10 protein-coding genes and 1 pseudogene are annotated in these 11950 nt (G+C 65.0%); 7 read left to right on the top strand and 4 right to left on the bottom strand.

Features of this window, described 5'->3' with window-relative positions:
* The first annotated feature begins 480 nt into the window (after positions 1 to 480).
* The gene (locus tag F8S13_27375) at positions 481 to 693 is read left to right on the top strand and encodes a hypothetical protein (protein ID KAB8139637.1); all 213 of its coding nucleotides are present in this window, start codon (positions 481 to 483) and stop codon (positions 691 to 693) included.
* 218 nt (positions 694 to 911) lie between these two features.
* Here F8S13_27375 and F8S13_27370 read toward each other — a convergent pair whose 3' ends face one another.
* Positions 912 to 1829: a DMT family transporter gene (locus tag F8S13_27370; GenBank protein KAB8139636.1), complete on the bottom strand. Its 918-nt coding sequence runs from the start codon at positions 1827 to 1829 to the stop codon at positions 912 to 914.
* Between the two features lie 103 nt (positions 1830 to 1932).
* The gene (locus tag F8S13_27365; protein KAB8139635.1) at positions 1933 to 2526 is read right to left on the bottom strand and encodes a DoxX family membrane protein; all 594 of its coding nucleotides are present in this window, start codon (positions 2524 to 2526) and stop codon (positions 1933 to 1935) included.
* A gap of 228 nt (positions 2527 to 2754) precedes the next feature.
* Between F8S13_27365 and F8S13_27360 the strand changes: the two genes are divergently transcribed.
* The gene (locus F8S13_27360) at positions 2755 to 3213 is read left to right on the top strand and encodes a DUF3592 domain-containing protein (protein KAB8139634.1); all 459 of its coding nucleotides are present in this window, start codon (positions 2755 to 2757) and stop codon (positions 3211 to 3213) included.
* An 84-nt stretch (positions 3214 to 3297) separates the two neighbouring features.
* Positions 3298 to 4296, top strand: coding sequence for an ATP-binding cassette domain-containing protein (locus F8S13_27355; GenBank protein KAB8139633.1), 999 nt, complete (start codon positions 3298 to 3300; stop codon positions 4294 to 4296).
* A gap of 70 nt (positions 4297 to 4366) precedes the next feature.
* On the opposite strand, the gene F8S13_27350 is transcribed toward F8S13_27355, so the two are convergent.
* A complete protein-coding gene (locus F8S13_27350; protein ID KAB8139632.1) occupies positions 4367 to 6034 on the bottom strand; it encodes a glycoside hydrolase in 1668 nt (555 codons plus the stop codon).
* 408 nt (positions 6035 to 6442) lie between these two features.
* Here F8S13_27350 and F8S13_27345 point away from each other — a divergent pair, with 408 nt between their 5' ends.
* From F8S13_27345 to F8S13_27330, 4 genes are all read left to right on the top strand, one after another.
* Positions 6443 to 7252 (top strand): pectate lyase, encoded by an 810-nt coding sequence (locus F8S13_27345; GenBank protein KAB8139631.1) that lies wholly within the window; start codon positions 6443 to 6445, stop codon positions 7250 to 7252.
* A gap of 204 nt (positions 7253 to 7456) precedes the next feature.
* Positions 7457 to 8710, top strand: coding sequence for a pectate lyase (locus F8S13_27340; protein KAB8139630.1), 1254 nt, complete (start codon positions 7457 to 7459; stop codon positions 8708 to 8710).
* A gap of 221 nt (positions 8711 to 8931) precedes the next feature.
* On the top strand, positions 8932 to 11253 hold the full coding sequence (locus F8S13_27335; protein ID KAB8139629.1) for a rhamnogalacturonan lyase: 2322 nt from the start codon (positions 8932 to 8934) through the stop codon (positions 11251 to 11253).
* Positions 11254 to 11346: 93 nt separating this feature from the next.
* A complete protein-coding gene (locus F8S13_27330; protein KAB8139628.1) occupies positions 11347 to 11640 on the top strand; it encodes a hypothetical protein in 294 nt (97 codons plus the stop codon).
* A gap of 2 nt (positions 11641 to 11642) precedes the next feature.
* On the opposite strand, the pseudogene F8S13_27325 reads toward F8S13_27330, so the two are convergent.
* Positions 11643 to 11747, bottom strand: a pseudogene (locus F8S13_27325) (ABC transporter permease).
* Between the last annotated feature and the right edge of the window lie 203 nt (positions 11748 to 11950).

Below are 11950 nucleotides of genomic sequence, written 5' to 3'. Positions count from 1 at the left end.
AATGGCAGTGCAGCTTGTTCACCCTGGCCATCGCGTGGCAAAACCGCCAGCACGCGTTCGGTCTATCCATGCCCGTTCGCTGGAAAGTGTACTTCTGACACTTCCCAAAAGTGACACCATGTGAGGGCATGGCCGCCTGCGGCGCTTCAACAACGCTGGAATTATAGAGCATCCGCCTAAACTTCGCCGCCCTGCGCTGTTTTTACCACCGCAGCTTTTTACCACGAAGTCGCGAAGGCACGAAGGCGAGAAAAGGGATCGGGAGGTTTCCATCTTGCCTAGCATATGCGCCACAAGCGATTTGGCACAGCGCTTGTCGGCACAACCTCGGTGATTCATTTCCAGCGGCAAAATATGTGCTCCGGTGTGCCAGGGCATGTCCGGTGGTTGTCATGGGTAGTGGTTAGGTATGCGCGCGACGGAATTAGTGACGTAGGGGCGGGTCTCGTGCCCGCCCGCGCTGCGCGCGATGAACACGGCGTGGAGCACATTGCCACGCGCCGTGTTCATCGGTTGGTGTTCAATGCGGGCGGCGTATCGCGATGGGGCGGACACCAGATCCGCCCCTACATCGTGGTGGGGCATGGCGGGCATTGGATCGAGGTCGGTGTCGGCAATGTGGATCATTGGCAGCCGATCACGTTTTTGTGCCAAAGAAGCAGAGGAACGCCCGTGAAAAGCGACACCATGTGAGGGCGTGGCCCCCTTCGAACCCCCAATTTTGGGCGTTCCTGTGCTGTTCCCAGGCGGCTGGTGTTCGTGCATATGGTCATCAAAACATGAGCGACACCTTCGCCGGATGGGCCGGGTGGGTAAGGCTGGCCTATCGCTCTTTCTTAGATCTTTTCGCCTCTTGGTGTCTTGGTGTCTTGGTGGTAAAAGATCTTCACGTCTTCGTGGTATTCGTTCTTTTATGCCTTGGCGGCGCGCTCGGCCACGGTGGCCAGCGCGATGCCGCCAAGCAGCACGGCGAAGCCCGCTAGCTGCAGCGGCTGGAACGGCTCGCCAAACAGCAGCAGCGCCAGCAGCGCCGAACCCATCGGCTCGCCCAGCAGCGCGATGGTGACGAAGGTGGCTGAGAAGTGGCGCAGCGCCCAGTTGAAGATGGTGTGGCCCATCAGCTGCGGCCCCAGCGCCAGGCCCAGCAGCAGCGCCCAGCCCATGGGCGGGAACTGCGCCAGGCTGGCCAGCGCGCGGCCCTGGGCCAGCGCGCCCAGCAGGCTAATCGCCACCATCACCAGCGCGCCGCTGCTGTATACCAGCCAGATGTAGCTGAGCGTGCCCAGCGTGCGCCGCAGCTCGCGCCCGATCAGGTAGTAGATCGAGACCGAGATCGCGCCCAGCAGCGCCAGCGCGTCGCCCAGCAGCGCGTTGGCCGCGCCGTGGCCACCGCTGTCGCTCAGGCCGATCAGGGCGCTGCCGCCCACCGTGAGCGCGATGCCCGCCATGGTGAGCCTGCTCAGCCGCTCGCGGAAGATCAGCAGCGAGGCCAGCCCCACCCATAGCGGGTTGGTGGAGACCAGCGCCACCGAAGACGCCACCGATGTATACTCCAGCGAGCTGATCCATGTGATAAAGTGAAGGGCGAGGAAGAGACCCGCCACCGCGCCCAGCGCCAGCTCGCGGCGGCCCAGCAGGCGCAGCTCGGCCCGCCCGTGGGTCAGCGCGATCGGCAGCAGGATGATAGCGGCCAGGATGAGCCGCCAGGCCGCGATGCTGGTGGATGTGACCCCGAGGCCCTGGGCGAAGCGGATGAGGATAGACGACGATGCGACGGCGAAGATTCCGATCAGCAGCACGATGAATGGGAGCGCGCGGCGGGAGATCATGGAAACCCTTCTGTGTTGTGGTGGATGTGGCCCACATCCTACAACAAAAAAGGGCGGCGCGGCTGGCCCCCTCTGCCACCGCGCCGCCCCCCGACAGGGCTGCCTAGCTTGTGGCCGGGCTGGCCTGAGCGGGCTTGGGCTGGAACAGCTGGCCGGGCTGCCAGGGCGTGCCCAGCATTGGCAGCAGCCAGCGGTCCAGGCCGTACCACCCGGCCACCTTCCACGCCAGAACGAGGATGATCATCAGGACCAGCAGCATGCCGTTGGTGCTGGCCGCGCCCGCCATGATAAAGTTCCAGTTCATGAACGCGCCGAAGAAGGCGGCGATGCCCACCAGCGCGCCCAGGATGATGCCCAGGCCGATCAGGATCTCGCCCCACATCACCACGTGGGCAAACCAGGTGTACCAGCCGTTGTCATACATGAACTGGATGTAGGCGTGGTACCAGTCGTAGGTAATTGCCGACTTGCCGTTGGCGTCGGTGGCCAGCGCGTGCTCCCAGAAGCCCTTGAGCGGCGCGCCTGTGGCCCACATACCGCCGCTGAGCTTGCCCCAGCCCGCCGAGAGCCACTGCCAGCCCACAAAGAGTCGCAGCAGCAGCCAGAGCCAGGCGAAGGCGGTGGTGCTGAACAGGGTGTGGATGAACGGCGGATCGGTGATGGTGGTCTCGGCCCTGGTGGCGAAGATCTTCTGCATGGTTCGCGTCTCCTTCTCTCTTCTCGCTGTCCGTCGAGCGCATACCATAGGGGGCCAAGTTCGCCTACGGCGCTGTAAGGCAGGGGCAGATTCTGGCGGCGCTGTAATTGGGGATTGATGACCTATAGTATACATTGGTTTGCTGATTTCTGGTGCAGGATCGGCCATAATAAAGATAATAGGTTGCTCACAAAATAAAAGCAGGGTAGCCTGAAAGGCAGAGTCGTAATGTTTCTTGAAATAATGCTCGGAATCTTCGTGTTCGGCTGGCTGGGCAGCACGGTCATGGCCTACCGGCGCAGCCTGGTGCTGGCCCGCGCCAGCGAGGCCTGGCCCAAGGTGCGTGGGCAGGTGGTGGCCTCGCGCCTGGAGGATGGCGAGGCCGCACACGGCTTCCCCAAGATCGAGTATGCCTACAACGTGGGCGGGCAGGACTACCACGCCTCGGCCATCGCCTACGGCCTCCCGGCGGATCGGCGGGGCTTCTTCGCCGCGCTGCGCTGCCACGAGGGCGACGTGGTGTGGGTGCACTACAACCCCCAGAACCCCGCGCAGGCGGTGCTGCACCCCGGCGGGTCGACCTTCCAGAAGCTGCTGGCCGAGCCGCAGGCCCTGGTGACCATGCTGTTCACCTCGGTGCTGGCGGTGGCCTTCGTGGCGCTGCTGCTGCGCGATCTACTGGCCTGAATCGGCCAAAAGGTGGAGCCTTGGCAGCACTAGGCGGTGCTAGAATAGCTGGCCCCCATCCCAATCACCAGAAAGGAGCACCCCGTGGTGCTGATAGAGGTTGATCGGCTGTCGAAGGTATTCAGCCGCCCTGTGCGGCAGGCCGGGCGCTTTGGCGCGGTGAAGTCGCTCTTCGCCCGCGAGTTCACCGCGGTGCGCGCGGTCGAGGATGTGTCATTCACGGTTGCGGCGGGCGAGATGGTCGGCTACCTCGGCCCGAATGGCGCGGGGAAGTCGACGACCATGAAGATGCTCACGGGCATCCTGGTGCCCAGCGGCGGGCGGCTGGTGGTGAATGGCCTGGTGCCGCACCGCCAGCGGGTGGAGCACGTGCGCTCGATCGGCGTGGTGTTCGGCCAGCGTACCCAGCTCTGGTGGGATCTGCCCACCGTGGAGTCGTTCGACCTGCTGCGGCATATCTACCGCATCCCGCTCGACCGCTATCGCGAAAACCTGCGCCGCTTCACCGAGCTGCTGGAGCTTGGGCCGTTTCTCGACACGCCGGTGCGCCAGCTCTCGCTGGGCCAGCGCATGCGGGCCGATCTGGCGGCGGCGCTGCTTCACGACCCCGCCATCCTGTTCTTGGATGAGCCGACCATTGGGCTAGATGTGGTGGCCAAGGCGCGCATCCGCGAGTTCCTAGCTGCGATCAACCGCGAGCGCGGCGTGACCGTCATCCTCACCACCCACGATCTGGAAGATATCACCCGGCTCTGCCCGCGCGTGGTGCTGATCGATCACGGGCGGGTGATCTACGACGGCGGGCTGGAGGATCTGCGCGCGCACTATGGGCGCTGGCGCACCCTGGTGATCGAGCTGGCCCCTGGGGCCGAAGCGCACCCCAGCGCGCCCAGCGCCGAGTATGTGCGCAGCGAGGGTGCGCGCACGTGGCTGCGCTTCGACCGCGAGGCCACCACCGCCGCCGCGCTGATCGCCGACCTGGCGGCGCGCTACCCGGTGCGCGACCTGACAGTAGAGGAGCCGGAGATCGAGTCGATCGTGCGCGGCATCTACGAGCAGGGCAGCGTGTCGATCGGCAGCTAGGTGGCGCGGGTAAAACGAGCGGGGGAGCGCACCACAGTGCGCTCCCCCGTTTTTGTATGCCTGCCCGATGCTAGCGGGCGATCAGCGGCAGGTACACGTTGCCCTGCGGGGCCTCGGCGGCCTTGGTTGGCGTGGGTGCGGCGGTCTTTGTTGACGTAGGTGCTGCCGTTTTCGTAGGTGCTGCCGTCTTGGTGGCAGTGGCCTGGGCTGTCTTGGTGGCAGTGGCCTGGGCTGTCTTGGTGGCAGTGGCCTGGGCTGTCTTGGTGGCGGTCGCAGGGGTGACCGTCGTAGGCGCGGTGGTCTTGGTGGCGGTAGGCGCGGTGGTCTTGGTCGGAGTGGCGGTGGGCGCGGTGGTCTTAGTCGGGGTGGCGGTAGGCGCGGTGGTCTTGGTCGGCGTCACCGGCGTGGCGGTGGCGGTGCCACTGTTGGCCAGCTCGTAGAAGTTGGGGAAGTTGCCGGTCATCAGCAGCATAGCGAACAGCCGCCACGAGTTGTTGAAGTACACGCCGTCGCCCGAGGCCTCTTTGGTGTTCAGCACCTCGTTGTAGGCCTGCTGCGGGCTGGTTTTGAGCGAGCCAGAGGCCGCGCCGCAGCTTACCGCGCTGGGGCTGGGGGCCGCCCAGATCGCCGAGGCGGCGTGGGCCACGAAGTAGGTGCTGTGGTAGCCGTCGAGCGAGGTGCCGTCCAGCTTGTACTGGGCCTTCACATTGCCGATGCCCACGCTGCTGAAGAAGCCGCCCAGCTCGTTGGCGGTCTCCTGGGCGTTGGCGCTGTTGTACCAGGCCTTGTCCACGGCCACGCGCCAGGCGAAGCGCGCCGCATCCCAGCCCCAGTAGTACGAGGTATCGCCCTGCCACGAGACCGCCTGCGGGTCGCCGTCGTACTGGTTCCAGTTCGAGACCAGCTTCGAGCAGTTGCCGGCCTTGCCCTGGGCCAGGTTGGTGATCGCGTAGTTGCGCGCGATCACCGTGTTCCACTCGCTGGTCTTGCCGGTGAACTTGCCGAACACGGTGTAGTAGGCTGGCGAGAAGTACGAGAGGTTCACGATGCCCTCGGGGTACTGGCCGTTGAGCACCCAGCTGTCGCCGGGGATCAGCTCGCCGCCCTGGTTGCTGGGCAGGCCCGCCGCTGGCTCGCTGCCGGGCTTGTCCACCTCGTACTGGTAGATGGCGTTGATCATCGATTTGGATGCGGCGCAGTAGTCGATGCCGTTGGGGCTTGCGGGCCACGCGCCCTTCTGCACCTTGATGCAGGCGTTCAGCAGGCCCAGCGCCATGTCCTCGTCGGCGTCGGTGGCCGCGCCGGCCTCGTAGGTGTTGTTGCTGTAGATGTGCCAGTGCATCAGGCCGTACTTGTCTAGGTAGTCGCGGGCGTACAGCCACAGGCCATCCAGCGTGCTCTGCTCGTCGAAGATCGAGGCGAACAGGATGCCGTAGCTCTGGCCCTCGGATGTGGTGCTGCTGCTGTCGGTGCCGCCCATCACGCGCAGCTTGATGCCGCCGCCCGCGTTGGTGGATGTGATCGTGGCGGCCTTCCACTGCTGCCATGCCGCAGTCACATCGCTGATATTGAAGGTGATGTTGGTGGCCTGGTTGTAGGGGAACAGGTAGGGGTTGGCGGCGGTGGCCTTGGCTGGGGTGCTGGCCAGACCGCTGGCCCCCAGGGCGATGGTGGCGGCGATAGCGATCGTAAGCCCGCGCCTGATCTGCTGGGAAAGAGTGCTGTGAAGATTGCGCATACGATTCCTTCAACAAAACAAGAGAGCGTGTACACCATTAAAAATGGCGTGCAGCCCCAATCCTAACATACCTTGAATCTTTGACACAATGACAGTTCTATCTCAGAACGAGCAGGCAGCATAGGTGTATTACTTCGATAGTAGAACAATCTCTGCGAAAATGATAGCACAGGATTCATGTTTTGTTAGGTAAGATACTTAAAATGTGGCATTGTGAAGATATACCGACAGAGGATGATAAATAATCGAGGATCTGTCGACTGAGACCGCTTTGTTGAAAATGTCTTAAAAATGCATGTCCACCGCGCAAAAATACACTCCCCCGTGACGCTGCCGTGACTCGCAGCAGCTAGGATGAGCATCGCAACCGCAACCGATCCACCAAACCTGCAAGCATAGGAGAGCGACATGAAACTCACCCGTATCACGCCGTTTGTTGGCGCTTTGGGAGCGCTTCTTTTGGTCTTCTCGGCGGTGCCGGGCGTGGCCAATGGCGCAGAGTCGGCCATGGCCGATGCCGCCACCAGCTGGCCGACGCCCACATCCAGCCAGGCGGTCTCGGCCTCGATCCCGGTCAAATCGGGCCAGGTCTACGACGGCGGCATGAAGCGCTTCTACGGCACCGGCGCGCTGGGCAGCGGCGGCCAGAACGAGGGCCAAGACCCGATCTTCGACCTAGCCGCAGGCGCCACGCTGAAGAATGTGATCATCGGCTCGCCTGCCGCCGATGGCGTGCACTGCGCGGGCAGCTGCACCCTGGAGAACGTGTGGTGGGAGGATGTGGGCGAGGACGCGGCGACCTTCCGGGGCAGCTCGTCATCCAACACCTACCTGGTGAACGGCGGCGGCGCGCGCAAGGCCTCGGACAAGGTGTTCCAGCACAACGGCGCGGGCACGCTCACCATCCAGAACTTCCAGGTCAACGACTTCGGCAAGCTGTACCGCTCGTGCGGTAACTGCTCGACGCAGTACAAGCGCAATGTGGTGCTGAAGAATGTCACCGTCACCGTGCCCGGCAAGACGCTGGTAGGCATCAATAGCAACTACGGCGACACCGCCAAGTTCTCGGGCATCACGATCGTGGGCGACAGCTCGAAGAAGATCGTGATCTGCCAGAAGTACATCGGCAACAACACCGGGGCCGAGCCGCCCACCAACGGCAAGGGGCCGGACAGCACCAACTGCCTCTACACCACCTCGAACATCACCTACAAGTAGCGGCCTGCTTGCGCGGCCTCGCCCCTGGCATCTGGAAAACCAGTTTCCAGATGCCAAGGCTTTATCCCCCGGCCTCGCCGCCAATGAAGTTCTGCGGCGCGGTTCTTCAGCCCGTGACGTTTCCGGGACGCTCGGGTGGTAGATTCACCCGGCTGGTAGGGTGCTCTGATGTCGGAACATAATACACAGAGAGGTGCTCCACCGATGAACACATTTTGGGCTACGACGAAACGCGCTCGATATGCGCTGTCCGCCACATCGGCGGCCATCCTGGCGATCACCACGGTGCCGTTTTTGGGCCACGCGACGCCGCGCGCCCAGGCGGCCAGCTGCGCGGTGGCCTACGAGGTCAACCAGTGGTCGGGCGGCTTCACGGCGAATGTGACGATCACGAACGGCGGGGCGGCGCTGAGCGGCTGGACGCTGACCTGGAACTTCGCGGGCGATCAGGCGATCAGCAGCGCCTGGAACGCCAGCGTGACCCAGAGCGGCAAGGCCGTCTCGGCCACCAACATGAGCTACAACGGCAGCATCCCCACCGGCGGCACGCAGAGCTTTGGCTTCCAAGCCACCTTCAGCGGCACCAACGCGGCCCCGGCCAGCTTCGCCCTGAACGGTGTGACGTGCGGCGGCACCGGTGCGACGGCCACGCCCGCGCCCGCCACCAGCACCCCCGCGCCCGCTACGCCCACCAGGACGCCCACTGGCGCGACGGCCACGCCCACCAGGACGCCCGCGCCCACCGCCACCACCGCCCCGACCACCGGCTGGCCCACGGCCAACGGCTCGCAGCCCGTGAGCAGCTCGATCAGTGTCAAGTCGGGCCAGGTCTACGACGGCGGTATGAAGCGCTTCTACGGCACCGGCGATCTAGGCAGCGGCGGCCAGAACGAGGGCCAGGATCCGATCTTCGACCTGGCCGCAGGCGCGACCCTGAAGAACGTGATCTTGGGTGCACCAGCCGCCGATGGCGTGCACTGTGCGGGCAGCTGCACCCTGGAGAACGTGTGGTGGGAGGATGTGGGCGAGGACGCGGCGACCTTCCGGGGCAGCTCGTCATCCAACACCTACCTGGTGAATGGCGGCGGCGCGCGCAAGGCCTCGGACAAGGTGTTCCAGCACAACGGCGCGGGCACGCTCACCATCCAGAACTTCCAGGTCGATAACTTCGGCAAGCTGTACCGCTCGTGCGGCAACTGCTCGACGCAGTACAAGCGCAACGTGGTGCTGAAGAACATCACCGCCACCTACCCCGGCACGGCGCTGGTGGGCATCAACACCAACTACGGCGATACCGCGCGCTTCTCGGGCATCACCATCAAGAACGACAGCTCGAAGAAGCTGGTGATCTGCCAGAAGTACATCGGCAACGACGACGGCGATGAGCCCACCACCAACGGCAGCGGGGCCGACGGCACCTACTGCATCTACAGCAGCTCGGACATCACCTACAAATAGCTACTGCTTATAGTTCATCGTGACTCTGGCATCTGGGCAAAAGAAATGCTTCGAGATGCCAGAGTCTTGTTCTTTGGAGTGCTGTTCGTGAAAATGTGTGGCGCTCGATGTCGCTATTGTGATCCATCCCGTGACGTTTCCGGGACGCTCGGGTGGTAGATTCACCCGGCTGGTAGGGTGCTCTGATGTCGGAACATAATACACAGAGAGGTGCTCCACCGATGAACACATTTTGGGCTACGACGAAACGCGCTCGATATGCGCTGTCCGCCACATCGGCGGCCATCCTGGCGATCACCACGGTGCCGTTTTTGGGCCACGCGACGCCGCGCGCCCAGGCGGCCAGCTGCGCGGTGGCCTACGAGGTCAACCAGTGGTCGGGCGGCTTCACGGCGAATGTGACGATCACGAACGGCGGGGCGGCGCTGAGCGGCTGGACACTGACCTGGAGCTTCGCGGGCGATCAGGCGATCAGCAGCGCCTGGAACGCCAGCGTGACCCAGAGCGGCAAGGCCGTCTCGGCCACCAACGTGAGCTACAACGGCAGCATCCCCACCGGCGGCACGCAGAGCTTTGGCTTTCAGGCCGCCTTCAGCGGCACCAACGCGGCCCCGGCCAGCTTCGCCCTGAACGGTGTGACGTGCGGCGGCACCGGTGCGACGTCCACGCCCGCGCTCGCCACCAGCACCCCCGTGGCGGCCACGCCCACCGCCATCGGCGCGACGGCCACGCCCACGAGGACGCCCGCGCCCACGGCCACGCCCACCAGAACGCCCGCGCCCACCGCCATCCCCGGCAACGCACGCCAGATGGAGAAGCTGAACCGTGGCCTGATCAGCGTGCGCAGCGGCAGCAACAACCTTGTGAGCTGGCGCATGCTGGGCACCGATCCCTCCGATGTCGCCTTCAACCTCTACCGCAGCGGCACCAAGCTGAACAGCGCGCCGATCACCAATTCCACCAACTACCTGGATGTGGGCGCGGCGGCGGGTAGCTCTTACACCGTGCGGCCTGTGGTCGGCGGCGTCGAGCAGGCCGCATCCGAGGCCTCGCTGACCTTCGGCAGCGGCTACCTGGATGTGCCGCTGCAGATCCCAGCAGGCGGCACCACGCCCGACGGCGTGGCCTACACCTACAGCGCCAACGACGCCAGCGTGGGCGACCTAGATGGCGACGGCCAGTACGAGATCGTGCTGAAGTGGGATCCATCCAACGCCAAGGACAACTCGCAGTCGGGCTACACCGGCAACGTCTATATCGACGCCTACAAGCTCAGCGGCACGCGCCTGTGGCGGATCGACCTGGGCCGCAACATCCGCGCCGGGGCGCACTACACCCAGTTCCAGGTCTACGACCTGGATGGCGATGGCAAGGCCGAGGTGGCTATGAAGACCGCCGACGGCACGAGGGATGGCGTGGGCACCGTGATCGGCTCCTCCTCGGCGGACTACCGCAATTCCAGCGGCTATGTGCTTTCCGGCCCGGAGTACCTGACGATCTTCAACGGCCAGACCGGCGCGGCCATGGCCACCACCAACTACCTGCCCGCGCGCGGCACCGTCTCATCCTGGGGCGACAGCTACGGCAACCGCGTCGACCGCTTCCTGGCGACCATCGCCTATCTAGATGGCACGCGCCCCAGCCTGGTGATGACGCGCGGCTACTACACCCGTTCGGTGCTGGTGGCCTGGGACTGGCGCGACGGCAGGCTGACCCAGCGCTGGACCTTTGACAGCAACAGCGCGGGTAGCTCGTGGGCGGGCCAAGGTAACCATAACCTGAGCGTGGCCGATGTGGATCAGGATGGCAAGGACGAGATCATCTTTGGCGCGATGGCGATCAACGATAACGGCACGGGCCTGTGGAACACCGGCTACGGCCACGGCGACGCCATGCACGTGGGCGACCTCGACCCCAGCCGCGCAGGCCTGGAGGTGTTCAAGATCAGCGAGGACTCATCCAAGCCCGCCGCCTGGTTCGCCGAGGCCAAGACTGGCAAGATCATCTGGCAGCTTGCCCCCAGCGGTGACACAGGCCGTGGCGTCTCGGGCGACATCTACGCGGGCAGCCCGGGTGCCGAGTCGTGGATCGCGGGCGGCAGCGGGATCATGAACACGGCAGGCGCGGTGGTGGGTGGCCAGCCGCCCTCGGTCAACTTCCTGATCTGGTGGGATGCCGACCCGGTGCGCGAGCTGCTGGATGGCGTGAAGATCGACAAGTACGGCACCAGCGGCTCCACCCGCCTGCTCACCGGCAGCGACGTGACCTCGAACAACGGTACCAAGTCCACCCCTGCGCTCAGCGCCGACATCCTAGGCGACTGGCGCGAGGAGGTGGTGTGGCGCAAGACCGACAGCTCGGCGCTGCGCATCTACACCACCACGGCGGTCACGACACAGCGCATCTTCACGCTGATGCACGACCCGCAGTACCGCGTGGCGATCGCCTGGCAGAACACGGCCTACAACCAGCCGCCGCACCCCAGCTTCTTCCTGGGCAACGGCATGGCCACCCCGCCCCAGCCGGTGATCTACGTGCGCTAGGGCTGGGATAAGACCGAAGGTAGAGAAAACGGGTGTGGCGGAATCTTCTTCCGCCGCACCCGTTTTTTGTTGCAGAAAGGTTGGTCAGGGTTGATGAACGACCGCTGGGGGTTGATGAACGACCGCTGGGGGTTGATGAACGACCGCTGGGGGTTGATGGACGACCGCCGGGGGTTGATGGACGACCGCTGGGGGTTGATGAACGACCGCTGGGGGTTGATGAACGACCGCTGGGGGTTGATGGACGACCGCTGGGGGTTGATGGACGACCGCTGGGGGTTGATGGACGACCGCTGGGGGTTGATGAACGACCGCTGGGGGTGGACACACGCCTGCTTGGATGTGGCCCAAGCAGGCGTGTTGCTCGTGAGTGCTAGGCCAGGGTGATCGCGACCTCGCTGACGCCCGCCGCCGGGGTCAGCAGCGTGTCGCGGCCCTCGGTGGCCAGGGTGCCGCCCTGGGCGGCTGTGGCGGCCTGGCCCACCAGGCGCAGCGCCCAGCCCGCCGGGCCATCCCAGGCCACGGTCAGCGTGTCGCCGGTGCGGCGCACCGTGGCGGTGGCCGCCACCGCGCCGGTGGTGGTCGGGATCGTCACCGTGCGCGCGTCGCCGTCGGCGAAGGCGTAGACCGCCAGCGTCACGCCCTCGGCGTAGGCGTAGGCGGGCTGCTGGTCGTTCGCGCCCAGCGGCAGCACCGT

The sequence above is a fragment of the Chloroflexia bacterium SDU3-3 genome, assembly GCA_009268125.1.
In the GTDB taxonomy this organism is placed as follows: Bacteria; Chloroflexota; Chloroflexia; order Chloroflexales; family Roseiflexaceae; genus SDU3-3.
This window is presented reverse-complemented; position numbering and strand designations above follow the sequence as displayed.

Excerpts from the sequence above, each read along its gene's own strand:
- F8S13_27370 (KAB8139636.1), bottom strand. The coding sequence starts at position 1,829 with ATGATCTCCCGCCGCGCGCTCCCATTCATCGTGCTGCTGATCGGAATC.
- F8S13_27365 (KAB8139635.1), bottom strand. The coding sequence starts at position 2,526 with ATGCAGAAGATCTTCGCCACCAGGGCCGAGACCACCATCACCGATCCG.
- F8S13_27360 (KAB8139634.1), top strand. The coding sequence starts at position 2,755 with ATGTTTCTTGAAATAATGCTCGGAATCTTCGTGTTCGGCTGGCTGGGC.
- F8S13_27350 (KAB8139632.1), bottom strand. The coding sequence starts at position 6,034 with ATGCGCAATCTTCACAGCACTCTTTCCCAGCAGATCAGGCGCGGGCTT.
- F8S13_27345 (KAB8139631.1), top strand. The coding sequence starts at position 6,443 with ATGAAACTCACCCGTATCACGCCGTTTGTTGGCGCTTTGGGAGCGCTT.
- F8S13_27340 (KAB8139630.1), top strand. The coding sequence starts at position 7,457 with ATGAACACATTTTGGGCTACGACGAAACGCGCTCGATATGCGCTGTCC.
- F8S13_27335 (KAB8139629.1), top strand. The coding sequence starts at position 8,932 with ATGAACACATTTTGGGCTACGACGAAACGCGCTCGATATGCGCTGTCC.
- F8S13_27330 (KAB8139628.1), top strand. The coding sequence starts at position 11,347 with ATGAACGACCGCTGGGGGTTGATGAACGACCGCTGGGGGTTGATGAAC.